Here is a 20351-nt window from a genome sequence, read left to right on the forward strand (position 1 = left end):
GAAAACTCCAAAAATCATAGTGAAAACTGCAAACCCAGCTGCAGGCTGCGCGGTGCACCGGGTGCCACCAGACGCTGACCGCCGATGATGGTGGTGGTGCTGGCGTATTGGGCGTTGGCCGCATTGCGCAGCCACAGGTTCAGACTGGCATTGCGGGCCACACTGACAGGCAGGCGGTATTGCAGACCCAGATCCAGCCAGTGATAGCTGCTGGCCCATTCGGTATTCGCCCCATTGATGGGGGCCCGGCCCACATGGCGCAGCACGCCATGCACGGTGACATCGGGACTGGGCATCCAGCGCGCATGCAGGGTGCTGGTGGACTGCGGCACGCTCACCACGCGCTGGCCCAGCAAAGCGGCATCGGCGTTGTGCGTGACTTTGGAACGGTTGAAGCCATAGGCCCATTCCACATGCCAGGCACGACTGGGCAGCCAGTGCAGCTGCAGCTCGGCGCCCTTGCGCACCGTGGCACCCAGGTTTTCATATTCACCGGGCGCGGTGTTGCGAATCTCGTTGCTGGACGTGATGCGGTACAGCGCTGCGTCAATCAGCCACTGTCCCGACGGCTTCCACTGCACGCCCAGCTCGGTCTGGCGAAAGACATTGGCACTCAGCTCGCTGTTGCGCAGCGCGTATTTGGCAAAGTCGCTGGCCAGGGCAAAGCCCTGCGACCAGCTGGCACGTATCGCTGTCTGCGGATTGAGCTGCGCCAGCGCGCCCAGCTTGGGACTGGCGTGGCTGCGGCCCTGCATGCGGCTGCATTCATCGCTGCCGGTCTCTGTCCCCAGCAGGCGGCAGCTGCCGTCAAAATGATCCCAGCGCAGCGCGGCCGTGGTCTGCAGCCAGCCTGTCGCCTGCCAGCTGCCTTGTCCGTACAGCGCCGTGTTGTTCAGCCGCGTATTGCGATCGTCCAACGCAGCAGCCGTGCGCTGGCGGTTCACCAAGCCATCCCAGTAGCCGTAGTCAGTCGACTCGCGCACCTGCTCCAGCCCCAGCATCCAGTTCAATTCGCGCGCGGCCAGCTGGCTTTTGCCATTCAAATTCAGGCCCGCGCCCAGCACGCTGCGCTCATAACGCTCCTCGCGCTGCATCCAGGTGGCGCTGCGCGGGCGGGTGAACCAGCGCACAAAGTCCTGCTGCGTGCCGTAGACAAAACCCAGTAGTCGCATGTCTGCATCCAGCGCGTACTGCGCGTCCAGCCGCAGCGTGCCAAAGTGCTTGTTGGCGCCATCGCCGACCACATGCGCGTCCTTGCCCTGCCGATCCTGCCGCCACTGCGCCTCGGTCAGATAACCGGGCGAATCCCCGCGCGCCTCATGCCAGCGACCGGACAGAGAAATGTCCAGCTTTTCATGCACCTGGTGCTTCCAGTGACCGCTGAGGGTGCTGCGCTCAAAGCCCGAGCTGGGCCGCCCCCCATCGCCGCGCGAATGCTGGGCCGCCAGGTTGAGCTGATCGCCGCCCTGCAGTTCACGCCCCAGCGCGGCCTGCGTATCCAGCAGGCCGTGCGAGCCGGCGCTGAGTTCCAGATCGGCATAGCTGCCGCTGCGACGCGTGCGCAGCTCCACCAGCCCGGCGCGGTTGTAATTGCCCTGCAGCACCGATACCGGGCCGCGATAGACATTGATCTTGTCCAGCTCCAGCGGTACCACCACATTCAGATCGAAGTAGCCATCGGCATGTGAAGTGGCTTCATTAAGAGGAATTCCATCCAGCGTGGCGGCCACATCGCCACCATGACCACCGCCGCCAAAGCCGCGCAGCACCAGCCCATTGGCCACGCCGCTCAGGTGATAGTGGTTCACATGCATGCCGGGCACCTTGTTCCATAGCGTCTCGACTTCCGGCCTTGGCTGCTCGCGCAATTCGTCGCGCCCCAACTCGGTCACCGAAAAGGCAGGCTGCACGGCATCCAGCACCTGGCCCTTGACCTGCACCTCGGCCAGACGGACCTCTGCCTGCTGTGCCCGCAGATGGCCATGCATCAGCGAAAAACAGGCCATGGCCAGCGCTGCATACCGGGGTGAAGCAGCCTTGCGCTGCGCATTGTTCGTTGGAATCCTTTGGGTTCTCATGCCACTGCAAACGCAAGCTTTGTGCCACGCAATGCACCGATTCAGCTCGTACCCCGCAGAAAAACGCACCGAGACTGCGCACACTGAAAAGTTTTGGTGCACAAACACGCCAAACCGCCCCAATGCAGTGCAAGTACCGAGCCTTGTGACCCCGAAACAGCTGCGCCAACGCACCGCTTTGGCATAGCACTTGCTTCATGGAGCCCATATGGAATCACACCGCGCGTTCTGTCGACGCCGTCGACCGCGCGAGCTGACTAGCCCTGCTTTGAGTGCAACGATATGGAATTGACGCCTCGCGAAAAAGACAAGCTGCTGATCTTCACCGCTGCCCTGCTGGCCGAGCGCCGCATGGCGCGCGGTCTCAAGCTCAACTACCCCGAGGCCGTGGCCCTGATCAGCGCCTATGTGATGGAGGGAGCCCGCGACGGCAAGACCGTGGCCCAGCTGATGAGCGAGGGCCGCACCGTCCTCACGCGCGGCGATGTGATGGACGGCATTGCCGAGATGATTCCCGACATACAGATCGAGGCGACCTTTCCCGATGGCACCAAGCTCGTCACCGTGCACGAGCCGATTGCCTGAATGCGGTTCTCGCCAGATCTCAAGTCTTTTAGCCCTCAAGCCCTTACCCATAAAGCGCAGAAAGCTATGAAATTCAAGAACATCATTCTCTCTACGGCCACCGCTGCAGCGGCTCTTCCCCTGTCCGCCATGGCCCATGTGGGCGCCGATGGCGGCGGTCACCACCATTTTCTCGACAGCTTCAGCCACGCCCTGGCCCACCCGTTTACCGGCGCCGATCACCTGGCAGCCATGCTGGCCGTGGGTGCCTGGAGCGCGCTGACGGTCACTCCGGCCTGGCGCGCACCACTCGCTTTTGTGGCGCTGTTGGTAGCCGGTGCGCTGGCAGGCTTCGCCGGCCTCTGGGTGCCCGGCGTGGAACCCATGATTGCCGCCTCAGTTCTGGTGCTGGGGCTGCTGCTTGCGGTGCAGAAAAAAATGGCCTGGGGTGCGGCCGCGGGGCTGGCGGGCATGTTTGCCTTCTTCCATGGTGCGGCCCATGGCTATGAGCTGGCAGCAGATACCGGCATGGCGGCCGTGGGTGCGCTGGCAGGCATGGCGCTTGGATCGGCGCTGCTGCATGTCTGCGGCATGGTGCTGGGTCAGGCCCTGCTGCAGCGCCACCGGTGGTTGGCCAGCCTGGGCGGCGCAGCCACGGCGGCATTGGGCGTCTTCATGCTGACGCGCCTGGCCTGACGCAAAGGAGCAGCCATGATCCCCGGAGAATATTTGCTGGATGACGGCGCGCACGAACTCAACTCCGGCCGCCGCACGCTCACCCTGGTGGTGCAGAACACCAGCGACCGACCGATTCAGGTCGGCTCGCACTACCACTTTGCCGAGACCAATGCGGGCCTGCAATTCGATCGTGCGCAAGCCCACGGCATGCGCCTGAATATTGCCAGCGGCATGGCCGTGCGTTTCGAGCCCGGCCAGCAACGTACCGTCGAGCTGGTAGACCTGGCCGGCGACAGAAAAATCTACGGCTTTCGCGGCCTGGTGATGGGAGATTTGTAATGGCCACCATGGACCGACGTGCCTATGCCGAAACCTTTGGCCCCACGGTGGGCGACCGCGTGCGCCTGGCCGACACGGATCTGATCATTGAAGTGGAAAAAGACTTCACCCTGGCCGCCGGCGGCTACGGCGAAGAGGTGAAATTTGGCGGCGGCAAAACCATACGCGACGGCATGGCGCAAAGCCAGCGCAGCCGCGAACAAGGCGCCATGGACACGGTGCTGACCAATGCGCTGATCATCGACCACTGGGGCATAGTCAAGGCCGATATCGGCTTGAAAGACGGGCGCATTGCGGCCATAGGCAAGGCCGGCAATCCCGACACCCAGCCCGGCGTGGACATCATCATCGGCCCCGGCACCGAAATCATCAGCTGCGAAGGCAAGCTGGTCACGGCCGGCGGCATCGATACCCATATCCACTTCATCGCTCCGCAGCAGATCGAAGAGGCGCTGACCAGCGGGGTGACCACCATGATTGGCGGCGGCACGGGTCCTGCCACCGGCACCTTTGCCACCACCTGCACGCCCGGCCCCTGGAATATGGAGCGCATGCTGCAGGCAGCCGATGCCTTCCCCATGAATCTCGGCTTTCTGGGCAAGGGCAATGCCAGCCTGCCGCAAGGCCTGCATGAGCAGATCAGCGCCGGCGCGATTGGTTTGAAACTGCACGAGGACTGGGGCAGCACGCCGGCCGCCATAGACAACTGCCTGACGGTGGCTGAAGAGACCGATACCCAGGTGGCGATTCACACCGACACGCTCAACGAATCCGGCTTTGTGGAAGACACGGTGGCCGCCTTCAAAGGGCGCACCATCCACACCTTCCACACCGAAGGCGCGGGCGGCGGCCATGCGCCCGACATCTTGAAAGTGGTGGGCGAAGCCAATGTCCTGCCCTCGTCCACCAACCCCACCCGACCCTACACCATCAACACGCTGGACGAGCATGTGGACATGCTCATGGTCTGCCACCACCTGAATGCCGGCATTGCCGAAGATCTGGCTTTTGCCGAAAGCCGCATCCGCAAGGAAACGATTGCGGCCGAGGACATACTGCACGACATCGGCGCCATCAGCATGTTCAGCTCCGACAGCCAGGCCATGGGCCGCGTGGGCGAAGTGATTTTGCGCACCTGGCAGACGGCGCACAAGATGAAGCAGCAACGCGGCCAACTGACGGGAGACAGCGAGCGCCACGACAACTTCCGTATCAAGCGCTATATCGCCAAATACACCATCAATCCTGCGATTGCCCACGGAATCAGCCACGAGGTGGGCAGCCTGGAAGTGGGCAAATGGGCCGATATCGTGATCTGGAAACCGGCCTTCTTTGGCGTCAAACCCACCTGCATCTTGAAAGGCGGCTTCATCGCCATGGCGGCCATGGGCGACCCGAACGCCTCCATTCCCACGCCCCAGCCCGTGCATTACCGTCCCATGTTTGGCGCCTATGGCGGGGCCCTGGCCAGGACCTCGCTGACCTTTGTCTCGCAGGCCGGCTTGGCTGCGGGCATAGGTCAGCGTTTCGGCCTGCAAAAGCCGCTATCTGCCGTCAAAGGCATACGCGGTGTGCAAAAGCAGCACATGATTCACAATGACCTGGCACCGCATATGGAGGTAGATGCCCAGACCTATGCCGTGCGCGCCAACGGCGATTTGCTGACCTGCGAGCCTGCCCACAGCCTGCCCATGGCCCAGCGCTACTTTCTGTTCTGAAGCACAGCATGACTCTCTTGCGATTTGCACTCGACCCTGCCAGCGACCCGCGCGTGCTCGCCTTGCTGCAGGCCCATCTGGACGATATGTATCGCATCTCGCCGCCCGAGAGCGTGCACGCTCTGGATGTAGAGCAGTTGCGCCAGCCCGATATCCGCTTCTGGACGGCCTGGTCCGGCGACAAGCTGGTCGGCAGCTGCGCCCTCAAGCAGCTCGATAGCAACCATCTTGAACTCAAGAGCATGCGTGTGGATGCGGCGCATAGAGGCACGGGTGCAGCACAGCAGCTGCTGGATTTTGTGCTGGTACAGGCCCAGCAGGGCGGCGGCCAGCGCATCAGCCTGGAGACGGGCACGGAAGATTTTTTCGCCCCGGCTCGTCGTCTCTACGCTCGCAACGGCTTTCTGCCCTGCGAGCCTTTTGGCAGCTATCAGCCAGACCCCAACAGCTGCTTCATGAGCCGTGCCATCTGATAACGCCGCGCTAAGTCTTGCCCGGCGCCGAGTTGAGCTCAAACGCGGTGCCCGGATGCTGGCCGCCCTGGCTTTTGAACCACTCAATCCAGTCACTGGCGGCAATCACGGGCGCACCGTGCACGGTGGCCGACAGGGCTTCATAGACCAGCAGCATCATGGTCTGCTGCCCGCCATGGGTCAGCATCACCGGCAAGCTCAGAATACGCTTGGTGTATTCGCCCAGATCCTCGGGCCACAGGCCTTCGATACGGTCCATCGCCTGCTCCAGTGCCTCGTCCATGGGGTAGACCTCGGCCAGCACGGTCTGCGTGCCTTCAAGCCTCAGGCCCGGGTACCAGCCCAGGTCGTGCAAAGTTCCGCTCAAGCGGGTTCTTCCCAGGCAGGCGATGCCGGGGCGGAGTTTGGCAATGTCATTGACACCACCGGCACGCAAGGTACCGTAGACCGCCACGCAGGTCGCGCCACAGGCCTGCCAGCCGCTCGCAGCGCCGGACGAAGAAGTCGGGGAATCCATTTCTGCAAAAGCTTCCAGAGAAGTTGTCATAGGGCTAGCATCATCCAGCTTAGGTATATGAGCAACACATGCAACATGCGCGCCAGCCTGGGCGCTACCTCTCTTATTCTGATCCCTCATTCACCATGCTGACTGCCAACAAACTATTGCCTCAAGGCCAGGGACTGTCTGCCGTGCTGCTCAAGCGCGCGGCCACCATAGAGCTGGACTGGGACGTGCGCCAGAAAAGCCGCTTCGCCGCCAACGACAGCCTGGGCCGCGCACTGGCGATTTTTCTGCCGCGCGGCCAGGCCGTGCGCGGCGGTGATGTACTGGTGGCCGAAGACGGCTCGCTGATCCGCGTGATCGCCGCACCGCAAAAAGTGCTGCAGATCACGGCCTGCAAAGAGCATGGCTCGCCCTTCGATCTGATGCGCGCCGCCTACCATCTGGGCAACCGCCATGTGCCCATCGAGCTGCAGCCCGATCACCTGAAGATTGAACCCGATCATGTGCTGGCCGACATGTTGCGCAGCATGCATATGACGGTGATCGAAACCGATCTGCCGTTCGAGCCCGAAGGCGGCGCCTATGGCGGCCATGTGACCAATGACGGCCACAGCCACCATCACCACAGCCATGCCCACGGCCACGACTGCGGCCATGCACACTGACGCTGCAGCCGGGCTGACGCCGCACAGCTTTCTGCAGCTGATGTGGCTGGCTTCGCCCGCGCTGCCGATTGGCGGATTTTCTTACTCCGAAGTGCTTGAAGCGGCCATCAATGCTGCGCTGGTTACTACCGAAAAAGAAGCATCCACCTGGCTGCTGCAGCAGCTGCATCTGGCGCAGTCGCGCAGCGACATGGCGGCCATTGCCCAGGCGCTACCGGCCTGGCAAAACCGGGACCTGGCGCGGGTGGAACAGCTCAACGACTGGGTGCTCAGCACCCGAGAGACCAGCGAGCTGCGCTTGCAGACCGAGCAAATGGGCAAATCGCTGAGCGACTGGCTGCGCAACCAGCATGCGGCCGATGCCGAACGCAGTGCGCAGATCGGCCAGCTGGCCGCGCTCTCGCAGCGAACGCCAAGCTATCCCATCGCTTTTGCACTGGCGGCGACCTATGCCCAGGCACCCGTACAAGAAGCGCTGCTGGCCTATGCTTTTGGCTGGGCCGAAAACATGGTGCAGGCCGCCATCAAGGCCGTGCCGCTGGGCCAGAACGCAGGCCAGCGCATTCTGGCGCAACTGGCCCAGGAAATTCCCGCCGCCGTGGCGCATGCGCAGTCTCTGACCGACAGCACACGCCAGGCTTTCTCGCCCATGCTGGCCATACTTTCGGCCCAGCATGAACACCAGTATTCACGCCTGTTTAGATCATGAGCACTTCCGCACTGCACCATATCCCCAACCGCAGCAAACAGCTGCCACCGCTGCGCGTGGGCATAGGCGGCCCCGTGGGCTCGGGCAAGACCACCATTCTTGAAATGCTGTGCAAGGCCATGCGCGACAAATGGGACTTGATCGCCATCACCAACGACATCTACACCAAGGAGGACCAGCGCCTGCTCACCGTCAGCGGCGCCCTGCCTGCCGAACGCATCATGGGCGTGGAGACCGGCGGCTGCCCGCACACCGCCATCCGCGAAGATGCTTCCATCAATCTGGAAGCCATCGACCGCATGCTGGGCCAGTTCCCCGATGCCGATATCGTGTTCATCGAATCGGGCGGCGACAACCTGGCCGCGACCTTCAGCCCGGAGCTGTCGGACCTGACGATTTACGTGATCGATGTGGCGGCCGGCGAGAAAATCCCGCGCAAGGGCGGCCCCGGCATCACCAAGAGCGATCTGTTCGTCATCAACAAGACCGATCTGGCTCCTTATGTGGGCGCCAATCTGGACATCATGCGCAGCGACACCGTGCGCATGCGCACCACGGCCAAGGGACTCAAGCCCTTTGTGATGACCAACCTCAAGACCCTGGACGGCCTGGACGAAGTAGTGGCATTCATCGAATCCCAGGGCCTGCTGGCAGCGCGCTAAGCACCCAGATCAGCGGATGACGGGCACAAAAAAGCCGCTTTGAAAAAGCGGCCGTTTCTGTTGCGCTGAAAGCGACTTACTGGTTTGCGACTTCCAGGTGGAATTCGCGGGCTTCCTGGATGAACTGGATCAGGGATTCGAGAGCTTGGCGCATGATGAACTTTCTTTGTTGAATCATGAGATGCACTGCAAGCAAAGGACGGCGGGCATCTCAAACACCGTCAAACCAGGGAAAACGACTAAGTGTTAACCCTTGGTGCTAAGTATAAACCACAGGTCTGATTTTGCCAAGTACCTGTTTGGCGCCAATCTCCACCACGACGCCTGTCAGCGGTAAAAAGCCGGGAGTTACGCAAAATAAGGTGCGGATTCATGACGCTATGGCGTGGTTTTTGCAGCAAAATCAGGCGCTTTGGCCGGCGAAAAAGCCACCCTGCTCCGCGACATTGCGCCGGCTGCTACGCTAGAGGCTGTTGACAATACAAATTGCAGCGCGCACGTTCTTTGTGCATGCGCCCGGGAAGTGGAGATGGTGCGAGATCATGGTTTGCAGCAGGTGGCCAGGCGCTGGGGCCGTCCCGTAAATACGGCCATCCAGCCCGGCTGCGACGCCTGTTTGCTGCTGCCGGCCGACAAGGCCCAGGCCCGCCAGGCCAACGCTGCTCACGCCACTGACAGGAGGGATGGCATATGAGTTCAGCCGTCTCAGGCCCCAACGCTCCGGCATCCTGGCGCGTCATGCCTATGAACCCGGACGAAGCGCCTTGGTCGCTGCTGCTGCTGGCCGATCCCTCGCGCGAAAAGGTCAAGCGCTATCTGCGCGGCTCCACCTGCTTTGCGGCACGCCAGACCGCGCATTTCACACCCAGCGGCCTGGGCACGCTGGTGGGCGTTGCCGTGCTGGTGCCGGCGCAGGCGCCGCAGTGCTGGGAGCTGATGAATATCGCCGTCTCCACAGCCTGGCAAGGCCATGGCGTGGGCTCCGCCCTGCTGCAGCGCTGCATTGCCTGGGTGCGCGAGCAAGGTGCAACCCGGCTGGAGGTCGGTACGGGCACGTTTGGCGACCAGCTGATCTTCTACCAGCGCGCGGGCTTTCGCGTGAGCAGCGTGGAGCGCGATTTCTTCCTCAAGCACTACACCACACAGCTGTGGGAGCACGGCGTTCAGCACAAGGACATGCTGCGCCTTGCACTGGAACTGTAGCCAGACAGGCGCACATGAGGGCGCATGGCCTACAGCAAGGCCTGGCGCATCGGCCTAAAACGGTGACACAGTCACCATTGAAAGCACGACGCCATGCCCACCACCCAAACCAGGCACAGCAAGCCGGTCGGCAAAATCATTCCCGCCGCCCAAGCCAAGCGCCACTCCATTGCCAAGGCCAAAACCGTGGCTCCCGAGGTGCCGGTGCAGCTGGGCAGCACGCCGCAGACCCGATTTCGCGGCGACCCCGACATCTTTGGCCGTCTGGTGCAAGACCATGACCAGCACCGGGCACTGCTGGCCATGATTGCCGCCACCCGCGGTGAATCCGACGAACGAAAGAAACTGTTCAAGGAATTGGTCAAGGAACTCAAAGGCCATGCCGCCGCCGAGGAGCAGGCGCTGTGGTCCACGGTGATGCGCAATCCCAAGACCACCGACGACGCACGCCATGCGGTCGCCGAGCACAAGCAAATCGACGACATGCTGGCAGATCTGGCAGCACGCGACATGGCCAGCCCGGGCTGGCTACGCCGCTTTGCCGGCTTGCGCGAGGAGTATCTGCACCATATTCGCGAAGAGGAGCAGGAGCAGTTCGTCCAGGCGCAAAAGCATTTATCGGACAGCGATGTGCGCTATATGAAGCAGTTCTTCAACCGCAGAAAACGTGAGGAAAAAGCCGCCGCCAAGGTCACGACCCAGATCAAGCACTGAAGCAGCGCTCCTGTATGAATAGCTGCTGGTGCACATGCAAAAAAGGCCTTGGCATGAATGAATGCCAAGGCCTTTGCTTCATCAGCGGTACGCGCTGCTGATTCAGCTGCCGTGTACCCGTCGTGCACGCACGGCAGCGGCCAGTTGCTGCAACACGGGCACGGTCTGCTCCATGCTGATGCAGGCATCCGTCAGCGAGATACCGTATTGCAGCTCCTGGCCTTCCACGATGTCCTGGCGGCCTTCGTGAAGATGGCTTTCGATCATCACGCCGGTGATGCGCGCATCGCCTGCCGCAATCTGGCCCGCCACATCGGCCGCCACATCGATCTGGCGGCGGTGCTGCTTGCTGCTGTTGGCGTGCGAGAAATCAATCATCACCTGCTCACGCAAACCGGCCTTGGCCAGCATCTCGCAGGTCGATTGCACATGGGCTGCGTCGTAATTGGGCGCCTTGCCGCCGCGCAAAATGATGTGGCAATCCTGGTTGCCGCGGGTTTCGAAAATGGCGCTTTGCCCCATCTTGGTCATGCCCATGAAAGCATGGCTGGACTCGGCGGCCAGCATGGCATCGCTGGCCACTTTCACGCCACCATCGGTGCCGTTCTTGAAGCCCACGGGGCAGGACAGGCCGCTGGCCAGCTGGCGATGGCTCTGGCTCTCGGTGGTGCGCGCACCAATCGCACCCCAGCTGACCAGATCGCTGATGAACTGGGGCGAGAGCAGGTCCAGAAACTCCGTGCCCGCCGGCAGGCCCAGCTCCAGCACATCCAGCAACAGGCGGCGCGCCAGCTCCAGCCCTTCGTTGACGGCAAAGCTGCCATCGCGATAGGGGTCGTTGATATAGCCCTTCCAGCCCACGGTGGTGCGCGGCTTCTCGAAGTAGACGCGCATCACGATCAGCAAGTCGTCCTTGAGCGCATCGGCCTGTACCTTGAGCTGACGCGCATAGTCCATGGCCTGGTCGTGATCGTGAATCGAGCAAGGCCCCACCACCACGATCAGACGGTCGTCCTGTCCGTGCAGCACGCGCGAGATGGCCGTGCGGCTGGACTCCACCAGCTGATAAGCCTCATCGGTGATGGGCAGCCACTCCTCCAGCAGCGCTGGCGTGAGCAGCGGGCGCACGATCTTGATGCGCGTGTCGTCAATGCGGGTCTTGTCCAGCGTGCGCAGACGCTGCTCGGCGGAGGCCGCCTTGCGGCCGCTATTCGGTGTGGCGTGGGAAGTCATGCCGCTATTGTCGCGCCGTCGTGCGGCCGCGGCGCAATACCAACTTATTCGCCTGCAGACAATTTCATCAACACCAGTCCGCTGACGATCAGCACCGCCGCCGCAATGCGCATGGCACTGATCTGCTCGCCCAGCACAGTGATGCCCACCGCAAAGGCACCCACGGCACCGATACCCGTCCAGATGGTATAGGCCGTGCCCAGCGGCAGGCTGCGCATGGCGATCGACAGCAGGCCAAAGCTGGCAATCATGGCCACGATGGTGATGGCGCTGTATTTGAGATTGGTAAAGCCATTGGACTGCTTCATGGTGAAGGCCCAGATCACTTCCAGCACGCCAGCGATCAACAGATAAACCCAAGCCATAACTAACTCCTGAAGAGATGGATGGCCAGGTCGTCCCGGCAGCAAGAGGGCTTGCAGCTTGCACCGCAATCGGCGGGGTCGTCCCCGCATCAAAGAAGCCTGGATGTTAGCGCAGGCCCGCGGCAAGCCGCTTTACCGAGCGGGCCATGGGTGGTTGCCACGCGACAGTTGCACTTTCAGTTTGATAGCTGAAAGCGCTTTACTCAACAGCGCTTCAGCCCGGTTTTGCTTGAAAAACCGAATCCGTCACCCGTATTTCAGCAGGCCTCGGCTGCCGCCTCTTCCAGCAGCACGATATTGCCCACGGTCGCACCGTAATGCGTAGCCACGCGCTTGCGCTGCTTGAGCACGGCTCGGTCCTTGCTGACCAAGAGCGCCTGGTGCTGGCTGGCCAGATCCAGGAAATGCTGATCGTCGGGATCGGTGCAGATAAAGCGGATTCTGGGCGCAGGTGCCACATATTCCACGGCCGCGTCAAAGGCTGCCATCACGCCTTCGGGCGTCTTGCCGTAGAAGCTCACGCGCGGAGCGATCTGGCTGTAGTGCAGCACGCGACCCAGCTCGATGCGCTGGGCTTCGTCGGCAATCCAGCGCAGCTCGCCCCTGGCCACCAATTCACGGATGGGCGGGATGTGCGGATCGTCAAAGATCAGCATGTCCAGCACCACATTGGTATCCAGTATCACGGGACGCGGCAACGGGCCTTCGTAGCCGTCGTTGCAAGACGGCCAGCGCAGCGGAGCAATTTTCATTGCTCTGCGTCGCCTTCGGCGGCCGAGCCTGGGGCATTCTTGCGGGGTTTGACCGCGCCCTTGATCATGTCAAAGCGGAACAGACGGCATTCGATAGGACCGTTCCACATCGGCGTGCGGCGCGATTCCTTCAAACGCATCTTGCCCGGCAGCTTGAGGTCGGGCGTCAGCATGAAGCCGCTCCAGCCGCTGTAGTTTTTCTTCCAGTGCGTGGCCAGTTGGCTGAAGAACTCGCCGCCGTCTTCGGTCTGCGCGGTTTCGCGGCCTGCGCGCTCCACCACCTCCATGCGATCCTGCGCCTTCTGACCGGCCACACCGGCAGCGGCAATCCGCTCGCCATAGGGCGGGTTCAGCAGCATCATGCCGGGCTCATCGCAAGGCGGCATGCGCTGCAGCGCATCGCCACCGCGCAGCTGGACGGTCTTGGCCACGCCCGCACGTTCGGCATTGCGCTCGGCAAAATCGACCATACGGAAAGAGATATCCGAGCCGTAAATACCGACCGGGCTTTCCGCCAGAATCTGGCTTTCGGCCTCGTCCAGCATGGCTTCCCAGACGTGGCGCTGGAACGGCACCAGCTTCTCGAACGCAAAACGGCGCAGAATGCCGGCCGGAATCTTGCGCGCGATCTGCGCCGCCTCGATCACCACCGTGCCGCTGCCGCAGCAGGGGTCGTACAGCGGCTGAGGATTGTCGCCATGCGGATTCCAGCCGCTGGCTGCAATCATGGCGGCAGCCAGGGTTTCCTTGAGTGGCGCATCGCCCTTGTCCTCGCGCCAGCCGCGCTTGAACAGCGCCTCGCCCGAGGTGTCGATGTAGATGGTGGCGCCGTCCGTGGTCAGGTGCAGGTGCACGCGCACATCGGGATGGTGGGTTTCCACGCTGGGGCGCACGCCGTGGCGCTTTTCGCGGAAGCGATCGGCAATCGCATCCTTGACCTTGAGCGCAGCAAAGTTCAGGCTGGTCAGCGGGCTGTGCTGGGAGGTGACTTCGATCTTGAAGGTCTCCTTGGGCGAGAACCAGATCTCCCACGCCACCTCGCTGGCAGCGCGGTACAGATCGTTCTCGCTGCGGTACATGGTGTGCGAGAGCTCGATCAGCACACGCTGAGCCAGACGGCTGTGCAAATTCAGAAGCAGCGCGTCGCGCCACATGCCGCGCAACATGACGCCACCGCGACCCACGAGCAAATCTTGCCCGGTGGCGCCGGTGATGGCATGGACTTCGTCGGCCAAAAAGCCCTCAACGCCGGCGGCGCAGGGCAAAAACAGATGCAATTGGTTCATAGCAGGGCGCCAAGGATACGCGAGACGCCCCGGCCACGGGGCGAGGCGGGCTACTTTTGCTCAAGCTCTTTAGCAGTCAACAAATATATCGAAAAGTGGCTCAAACCAACATTGGATATACGCTTTAAGCTACTGAATTTGATGCTTGACACGTCGCTTTAGAAAGTCACGCCGGCAATCAGCATCACATTGGCATACGGGGTGCACTCACCGGTGCGCACCACGGCACGCGCCGTGGCGCACTGGCGCTTGAACTCTTCATGCGACACGGGTTCGGCCAGGCTTTGCGCCCACTCGGCAGGCAGCCAGCCGGGGATGACATCGCTGCGATCCAGCGTTTCCTGCGCCAGCACCACGCGCTCGACCTGCATCTCGGCAGCCACGGCCTTGAGCACATCGGCGATTGCGGGAATGCCGGCACTCACGGCCAGATCGATGCGCTCCACGCCTGCGGGAATCGGCAAGCCGGCATCGCCAATCACCAATCGGTCGCCATGGCCCATGCGAGCAATCACGGCCGTCAAGGGCGCGTTCAACAGCAAGGCTTTTTTCATCTGAACTCCTCAACCGTGCGGCCTCAGGCCTGCACCTGTTCACGCGTGGGAATGGAAGGCTGGGCGCCGGCCTTGCCAATGCACAGGCTGGCGGCGCGTATGGCCCAGGGCACGGCATCGGCCAGCGCGCTGCCTTCGGCCAGACGGGTGACCATGGCGCCCAGAAAAGTGTCGCCGGCCGCCGTGGTATCGACCACGGAGACCACGGGAGCCGGGTGAAAGCTGGCTGCGCCCTGCTCCACCGCCACCGCGCCTTGCGCGCCCAGAGTGACCACCACTTGCTGCACGCCGCGCGCCAGCAACGCGCGCGCGGCCTGCTCTGCCGCTTGCGGGCTCTCAATCGGCATTCCGGTAAAGGCTGCCGCTTCGTGCTCGTTCACGACCAGGGTGTGAATCCAGGGCCACCATGCATCGGGAACCTCGCGCACCGGCGAAGGATTGAGCACCACCGGGCAGCCTGCTTTTTGCGCGACCTGCAGCGCCTGCTGCACCACCGCCACAGGCGTTTCGAACTGCAGCACCAGATAGTCGGACTGCGCCAGCACCGCTTGCAAAGCCGCCTCGGGCAGCACCAGCCCGGCATTGGCGCCAGGCACCACGCAGATGCGGTTTTGCCCGTCGGGCTCCACCATGATGACAGCGGTACCGGTGGGAACGCCGGCATGCTCGCTGACATGCTCCACACTCACACCGTCGGCCTGCAGGGCGGACTTCAGGGTCTGACCATGGTGATCGGCACCCACGCTGCCAAACAGGCTGACCTGTGCGCCGTGGCGGGCGCAGGCCACGGCCTGATTGCCACCTTTGCCGCCGGGCAGGTAGTTCAGATCATCGGCAGCGACGGTTTCGCCTGCTGCGGGAACGCGGGCCAACGTCAGCACCACGTCCATATTGAGGCTGCCCACCACCGCCACGCGTGCGGTTTTTGGGTCTGAAGAGGTAGTTGTCGCGTTCATAGGATGGCTGGAAGTCATGCCGCACTCACGCATGGCGGGCTGCGCGGCGCTGACGCACGGTATCGACAATCACGGCCACCACAATCACGGCACCCGTAATGATGCGCTTGCTGGGTTCGCTGGCGCCGATCTGGGCCAGACCGGCTTCCAGCACCGCAATGATGAGCACGCCAAAAAAGGTGTTGATCACCGAGCCGCGGCCGCCCATGAGGCTGGTGCCGCCGATCACCACGGCGGCGATGACCTGCAGCTCCATGCCGGCACCGGCGTTGGGGTCGGCAGCTTCCAGGCGGGCCGATTGCATCAGGCCGGCCAAGGCCGCCAGCAAGCCGGTGAGGGCAAACACCGCAATCCGCACCGGACGCGGGTCCACGCCGGCCAGGCGCATGGCTTCCTCATTGGTACCAATGCCCACCACATAGCGGCCGAACACTGTGCGGCTGAGCACCAGCTGCCCGACGACCACCACCAGCAGCGCAATAAAGAATGCCGCCGACAGGCCGCCAACCCAGGGGGCAGCCAGGGCACCCATGGCATCGCCCACGTACTGGGTGCGCGAGTCCGTGACCAGATAGGCACCGCCGCGCACGGCTTCCAGCATGCCCAGCGACACGATAAAGCTGGGCAGCTGCCAGGCCACGGAGATACCGCCGGTCACCGCACCGCACAGCACGCCGACCAGCAGACCCAGAGCGGCCGCAGGCCAGGGGCCCATGCCCCATTGCAGGATGGCGGCCGCACTCACGGCCGCACTCAGCGCCAGCACGGAGCCCACCGACAGGTCGATGCCCGCAATGATGAGCACAAAAGTCATGCCGACGGCCATCACGGCCAGGGCCGGAATTTCATTGGCGATGGACAGCAACGTCTCACGCGTGAGGAAATATTCGGACTGGCTGCCGAACAAAGCCACCATGGCCACCAGCACCACAAAAAGGCCTAGATAAGTGCCCAGTTCCTGGCGCAGAGCGCTGCGCGCAGGCTTGGTTTCCTGAACCGAAGCGGCAGGAGTCGAAGAGCTTGAATTCATAGTTGTTCTTTCACGGACTCGCCAGGGCGCGACGCATCGCCAAAAGCGGCTTCCAGCAAGGCTTGGGTCGTCCACTGACCACGCTCAAAAGTGGCCACAATGCGACCGTCATGCATGACGCTGATGCGGTCGCACAGCTCCATCAGCTCGCGCAGATCGCTGGACACCACCATCAGCGCCTTGCCCTGGGCCGTCATGGCATCGAGCTCGGCATACAGGTCGGCCCGGGCACCCACGTCCACGCCGCGCGTGGGTTCGTCCAGCAGCACAATGGGGCAGTCTCGGTGCAGCCAGCGGGCAAAAATCACTTTTTGCTGATTGCCGCCACTCAAGGTGCCTACCGGTTGTTCGGCGTTGTGCGCGCGAATGCGCAGGCGCTTGACCATGCGCCGGGCCAGATCCGACTCCACCGCCGGTTTGAGCCAGCCCGCACCGGAGACCGAGCCCATATGGCTCAGCGAGGTATTGACCCGGATGGACTGGGACAGCAGCAGGCCTTGTGCCTTGCGGTCTTCCGTGACCAGCGCAATGCCGGCCCGGGTAGCCTGCATGGGGCTGTTCCAGTTGGGACTCACGGAGCAGGTGGACAAGCCCTGGGCCTGGCCGGTCAGCTCGATCGAGCCGGCGTCGGCCTTGTCGGCGCCATACAGCAGGCGCAGCAGCTCGGTACGGCCTGCGCCCACCAGCCCGGCCACGCCCAGCACTTCGCCAGCGCGCAGCTCCACATCCACGCCCTGCACCAGCTTGCCGCGCCGCAAGCCCTGGGCCCGCAGCAGCACCGAACCGGCCTTGCGGCGCGGCTTGGTATCCAGCGACTCCACGGCATGGCCCACCATGCGCTCCACCAGCTCGGGCTCGCTCAGGCCCTGCATGGGCAGCACATCCACCAGGCGTCCGTCGCGCAGCACGGCCACGCGCTCGGACACGCGCTGCAATTCTTCCAGGCGGTGCGACACATAGACCAGGGCCACGCCCTGGGCCTTCATCAGATCGATCTGTTCGAACAGATGCTCGATTTCCTTGGCGGTCAACATGGCCGTGGGCTCATCGAGCACTAGCACGCGGTTGCCATCGCGCAGATTGCGGGCAATCTCCACCATTTGCTGCATACCTATGCCCAGCTGCCCCACGGGCGTGAAGGGATCGATATGCTGCAAGCCCATCTTGGCCAGCTGCGCATGGGCGGCCTTGGCCAGGGCATCGCGATCCAGCCAGCCCCAGCGCTGGGGCAGGCGATCGAGCAACAGGTTTTCGGCCACGGTCAGGGTGGGCACCATGCCCAGCTCCTGCAGCACCATGCGCACGCCAAGCGCTTCGGCCTCGGCACGGTATTTGGGCGCAAACGCCCGACCATCGAGCTGCATGATGCCGCGCGAGGGCGTCACCAGACCGCACAGCATTTTGGACAGCGTGGATTTGCCGGCGCCGTTCTCTCCCGTCAGCGCCAGACATTCGCCAGCGCGCAGATCGAGGGAAACGCCATCCAGCACCGTGCTTGGACCATAGTCCTTGCCCATGCCTTGCAGCGTCAGCACCGGCGTGCCGCGCCGCCCCTGGTGGTTGTCAGCAGCGATCACTTGGTCACCAGCACCACGTCCGTTTTCACTTCGGCAGGCATCTGGGCCTGCGGCGTCTTGTTCTTGACGGCCTTCAGCGCTTCTTCAATGCCGAAAACCGCTTGCTTGGCCGCAAACTGGTCTGCGGTGGCCAGCACACGGCCATCCTTGAGCATGGGCGCAATGGCGCGAATGTTGTCGTAGCCCACCACCAGCACCTTGCCGGCCTTGCCGGCGGCCTTGACGGCAGCCACAGCGCCCAGGGCCATGGAGTCATTACCGGCCAGGAGAGCCTTCAGGTCCGGGTTTTCGCGCAGCATGCCGGCGGCCACCGTATTGCCCTTGTCGATCTCCCACTGGCCCGATTGCACGCCCACCACGTTCATCTTGGCTGCGGTCATCGCATCCTTGAAACCCGCCGTGCGCTGCTGCGCATTGGTGGTGGTGGACACGCCCTCGATGATGCCGACCTTGTCGCCAGCCTTGAGCTGCTTGGCCAGGTACTCGCCCACCAGACGGGCGCCCACACGGTTGTCGGGGCCTACGAAAGGAATGACCAGGCCTTTTTCCTTGAGGGCGGCGGCATCCAGGCGGTTGTCGATATTGACCACGCGCACGCCCTTGTCCACCGCCTGCTTGAGCACCGGCACCAGGGCCTTGGAGTCAGCCGGGGCAATCACCAGCGCATCCACCTTCTGGGCCACCATCTGCTCGACCATCTTGATCTGGGCGGCGGTGTCGGTTTCGTTCTTGATGCCGTTGCTCAGCAGCACGTACTCGCCTGCGTGGGCTTTCTGGTGCGCCTTGGCACCGTCTTCCATGGTGCGGAAGAACTCATTGGCCAGGGACTTCATGACCAAGGCCACCTTGGGTTTGTCCTGGGCTTGAGCTGCCGGAGCCCAGACGCCAGCCAGCGCCAAGGCTGTCAGACCGACCGAAACCACTGCGTGACGACGTTGCAACATACCGCTCTCCCGGGCCTCAGGCCCATCAATTTGGAAAAAAGGGCCGGATTATAGGTTTGCCATCGGTATTAACCCGCGCCCACGCAAATAGACCTCAAGCGCTCAATCCCTTAACCGAGTCCTTGTTTTATAGGCTCAGGCTTTGTGCATAGGGGTAGGAATAATCCCCTGCCTGTCTAGACGTCGATTTCTCCCGTCGACCAGCGGCCCGGTGGCGCCAAGCCGGGCCTATCTCCAATAGATCGGCATCAATATCGACTCAAGCCATTGAATAGAAAGCGCCTTCAGCTATCAACTTTGAGAGCCCTCAAGAAAAACGCTGTTTGACCTGTGCCATGGCCTCTGCTGGAGCACCCCGGTAAAATTGCCGCCATGGCAAAAATCATCGTCCTGGCATTGGTAGTGCTGTTTTTCGGTTGCGGGCTGTACATGCACCTGCGCGGCAAGGTGCGTCACAAGGTGGTGAAGCAATTGTTTGATCATTCCACCTTCACCGCGCCCTTCAACGTCTTCATGCTGATGTTCAGCAAGGTGCCGCGCACGCCTTATCTGCCCACAAGCACCTTCCCCGAGCTGGCGCCGCTGCAGGCCAACTGGCGCGAAATCCGCGAAGAAGCCGTCAATCTGCAGAAAAACATGCAGATCAAGGCCGCCGCCAACAATGACGATGCAGGCTTCAACTCCTTCTTCAAGACCGGCTGGAAGCGCTTTTATCTGAAGTGGTATGGCGATGCCCACCCCTCGGCCATGGAGCTGTGCCCCAAGACCACGGCGCTGGTCAAATCCATTCCCAGCGTGAAGGCCGCCATGTTTGCCGAGCTGCCGCCCGGTGCCAAGCTCAATCTGCACCGCGATCCCTATGCGGGCTCGCTGCGCTACCACCTGGCCGTGCTGGCGCCCAATGACGACCGCTGCATGATCGAAGTGGATGGTCAGCCCTACAGCTGGCGCGAGGGCGAGGGCGTGATCTTCGACGAGACCTATATGCACTGGGCCGAGAACCGCTCGGAAGGCAATCGCATCGTGCTGTTTTGTGATGTGGAGCGCCCCATGACCAACGGTTTTGCCCAGTGGCTCAATCACTGGCTGGGCAAGAATGTGGTGGCCGCCGCCAGCTCGCCCAACAACGAGGGTGATCCCCGCGGCATGATCAGCAAGCTTTTCAAGATTTCCTTCTACGCCGGCAAGTACCGCCGCGCCTTCCGCAGCTGGAACCCGACCTTCTACAAGGTCCTCAAATTTGGGCTGATGATTGCCGTGCTGGCGCTATTCATCTGGTGGTTGATCCCGAACTGATGGATGCCGCCTGAGGCGCTTTGCGCACCAAATTAAAAAGCCGCTGAGCA

Annotated in this window: 23 protein-coding genes; 12 read left to right on the top strand and 11 right to left on the bottom strand. The window is 62.7% G+C overall.

Annotated features, from left to right (window positions below; all coding sequences use genetic code 11):
- Window positions 1-14 precede the first annotated feature (14 nt).
- Window positions 15-2078, bottom strand: a complete 2064-nt coding sequence (locus EAO39_RS22190; RefSeq protein ID WP_240467168.1) for a TonB-dependent receptor — start codon at window positions 2076-2078, stop codon at window positions 15-17.
- A 282-nt stretch (window positions 2079-2360) separates the two neighbouring features.
- Between EAO39_RS22190 and EAO39_RS22195 the strand changes: the two genes are divergently transcribed.
- The 5 genes from EAO39_RS22195 (at window position 2361) to EAO39_RS22215 (ending at window position 5850) form a co-directional block, all read left to right on the top strand.
- The gene (locus EAO39_RS22195; protein WP_120971817.1) at window positions 2361-2663 is read left to right on the top strand and encodes an urease subunit gamma; all 303 of its coding nucleotides are present in this window, start codon (window positions 2361-2363) and stop codon (window positions 2661-2663) included.
- Window positions 2664-2729: 66 nt separating this feature from the next.
- The gene (locus EAO39_RS22200) at window positions 2730-3338 is read left to right on the top strand and encodes a HupE/UreJ family protein (RefSeq protein ID WP_120971818.1); all 609 of its coding nucleotides are present in this window, start codon (window positions 2730-2732) and stop codon (window positions 3336-3338) included.
- 15 nt (window positions 3339-3353) lie between these two features.
- Window positions 3354-3659 (top strand): urease subunit beta, encoded by a 306-nt coding sequence (locus EAO39_RS22205; RefSeq protein ID WP_120971819.1) that lies wholly within the window; start codon window positions 3354-3356, stop codon window positions 3657-3659.
- On the top strand, window positions 3659-5377 hold the full coding sequence (gene ureC / locus EAO39_RS22210; RefSeq protein WP_120971820.1) for an urease subunit alpha: 1719 nt from the start codon (window positions 3659-3661) through the stop codon (window positions 5375-5377). Before EAO39_RS22205 ends, ureC begins: the two co-directional genes overlap by 1 nt.
- Before the next feature lie 8 nt (window positions 5378-5385).
- Window positions 5386-5850, top strand: a complete 465-nt coding sequence (locus EAO39_RS22215; protein WP_120971821.1) for a GNAT family N-acetyltransferase — start codon at window positions 5386-5388, stop codon at window positions 5848-5850.
- Between the two features lie 10 nt (window positions 5851-5860).
- Here EAO39_RS22215 and EAO39_RS22220 read toward each other — a convergent pair whose 3' ends face one another.
- Window positions 5861-6397: a gamma-glutamylcyclotransferase family protein gene (locus EAO39_RS22220; protein ID WP_240467169.1), complete on the bottom strand. Its 537-nt coding sequence runs from the start codon at window positions 6395-6397 to the stop codon at window positions 5861-5863.
- 95 nt (window positions 6398-6492) lie between these two features.
- On the opposite strand from EAO39_RS22220, the gene ureE reads away from it, so the two are divergent.
- The 6 genes from ureE (at window position 6493) to EAO39_RS22250 (ending at window position 10308) form a co-directional block, all read left to right on the top strand.
- Window positions 6493-7020, top strand: a complete 528-nt coding sequence (ureE, locus tag EAO39_RS22225) for an urease accessory protein UreE (protein WP_120971950.1) — start codon at window positions 6493-6495, stop codon at window positions 7018-7020.
- Window positions 7010-7729, top strand: coding sequence for an urease accessory UreF family protein (locus EAO39_RS22230; RefSeq protein ID WP_240467178.1), 720 nt, complete (start codon window positions 7010-7012; stop codon window positions 7727-7729). The genes ureE and EAO39_RS22230 overlap by 11 nt, the downstream gene beginning before the upstream one ends.
- Complete coding sequence (ureG, locus tag EAO39_RS22235; protein WP_120971823.1) at window positions 7726-8391, top strand: urease accessory protein UreG; 666 nt, start codon at window positions 7726-7728, stop codon at window positions 8389-8391. The genes EAO39_RS22230 and ureG overlap by 4 nt, the downstream gene beginning before the upstream one ends.
- A gap of 529 nt (window positions 8392-8920) precedes the next feature.
- Window positions 8921-9085 (top strand): hypothetical protein, encoded by a 165-nt coding sequence (locus tag EAO39_RS22805; RefSeq protein WP_162989672.1) that lies wholly within the window; start codon window positions 8921-8923, stop codon window positions 9083-9085.
- Entirely contained in the window at window positions 9082-9594 is a 513-nt protein-coding gene (locus tag EAO39_RS22245) for a GNAT family N-acetyltransferase (protein WP_120971825.1), read from the top strand. Before EAO39_RS22805 ends, EAO39_RS22245 begins: the two co-directional genes overlap by 4 nt.
- Before the next feature lie 93 nt (window positions 9595-9687).
- Complete coding sequence (locus tag EAO39_RS22250; RefSeq protein ID WP_120971826.1) at window positions 9688-10308, top strand: hemerythrin domain-containing protein; 621 nt, start codon at window positions 9688-9690, stop codon at window positions 10306-10308.
- A 102-nt stretch (window positions 10309-10410) separates the two neighbouring features.
- Here the strand turns inward: EAO39_RS22250 and EAO39_RS22255 are convergent, their stop codons facing one another.
- The 9 genes from EAO39_RS22255 to EAO39_RS22295 form a co-directional block, all read right to left on the bottom strand.
- Window positions 10411-11541, bottom strand: coding sequence for a 3-deoxy-7-phosphoheptulonate synthase (locus EAO39_RS22255; RefSeq protein ID WP_120971827.1), 1131 nt, complete (start codon window positions 11539-11541; stop codon window positions 10411-10413).
- A 44-nt stretch (window positions 11542-11585) separates the two neighbouring features.
- Entirely contained in the window at window positions 11586-11906 is a 321-nt protein-coding gene (locus tag EAO39_RS22260) for a multidrug efflux SMR transporter (RefSeq protein ID WP_120971828.1), read from the bottom strand.
- 257 nt (window positions 11907-12163) lie between these two features.
- Window positions 12164-12658: a putative toxin-antitoxin system toxin component, PIN family gene (locus tag EAO39_RS22265; RefSeq protein ID WP_120971829.1), complete on the bottom strand. Its 495-nt coding sequence runs from the start codon at window positions 12656-12658 to the stop codon at window positions 12164-12166.
- Complete coding sequence (locus tag EAO39_RS22270; RefSeq protein WP_120971830.1) at window positions 12655-13944, bottom strand: THUMP domain-containing protein; 1290 nt, start codon at window positions 13942-13944, stop codon at window positions 12655-12657. The genes EAO39_RS22265 and EAO39_RS22270 overlap by 4 nt, the downstream gene beginning before the upstream one ends.
- Before the next feature lie 158 nt (window positions 13945-14102).
- Window positions 14103-14498, bottom strand: a complete 396-nt coding sequence (gene rbsD, locus EAO39_RS22275) for a D-ribose pyranase (RefSeq protein WP_120971831.1) — start codon at window positions 14496-14498, stop codon at window positions 14103-14105.
- Window positions 14499-14521: 23 nt separating this feature from the next.
- Window positions 14522-15454 (bottom strand): ribokinase, encoded by a 933-nt coding sequence (gene rbsK / locus EAO39_RS22280; protein WP_120971832.1) that lies wholly within the window; start codon window positions 15452-15454, stop codon window positions 14522-14524.
- 25 nt (window positions 15455-15479) lie between these two features.
- A complete protein-coding gene (locus tag EAO39_RS22285; RefSeq protein ID WP_120971833.1) occupies window positions 15480-16484 on the bottom strand; it encodes an ABC transporter permease in 1005 nt (334 codons plus the stop codon).
- Window positions 16481-18001 (bottom strand): sugar ABC transporter ATP-binding protein, encoded by a 1521-nt coding sequence (locus tag EAO39_RS22290; protein ID WP_120971951.1) that lies wholly within the window; start codon window positions 17999-18001, stop codon window positions 16481-16483. The genes EAO39_RS22285 and EAO39_RS22290 overlap by 4 nt, the downstream gene beginning before the upstream one ends.
- A gap of 56 nt (window positions 18002-18057) precedes the next feature.
- A complete protein-coding gene (locus tag EAO39_RS22295; protein ID WP_120971834.1) occupies window positions 18058-19005 on the bottom strand; it encodes a sugar ABC transporter substrate-binding protein in 948 nt (315 codons plus the stop codon).
- A 372-nt stretch (window positions 19006-19377) separates the two neighbouring features.
- Here EAO39_RS22295 and EAO39_RS22300 point away from each other — a divergent pair, with 372 nt between their 5' ends.
- Window positions 19378-20301 (top strand): aspartyl/asparaginyl beta-hydroxylase domain-containing protein, encoded by a 924-nt coding sequence (locus EAO39_RS22300; protein WP_120971952.1) that lies wholly within the window; start codon window positions 19378-19380, stop codon window positions 20299-20301.
- Window positions 20302-20351 lie beyond the last annotated feature (50 nt).

This window comes from Comamonas sp. lk (assembly GCF_900564145.1).
Lineage (GTDB): Bacteria > Pseudomonadota > Gammaproteobacteria > Burkholderiales > Burkholderiaceae_C > Comamonas.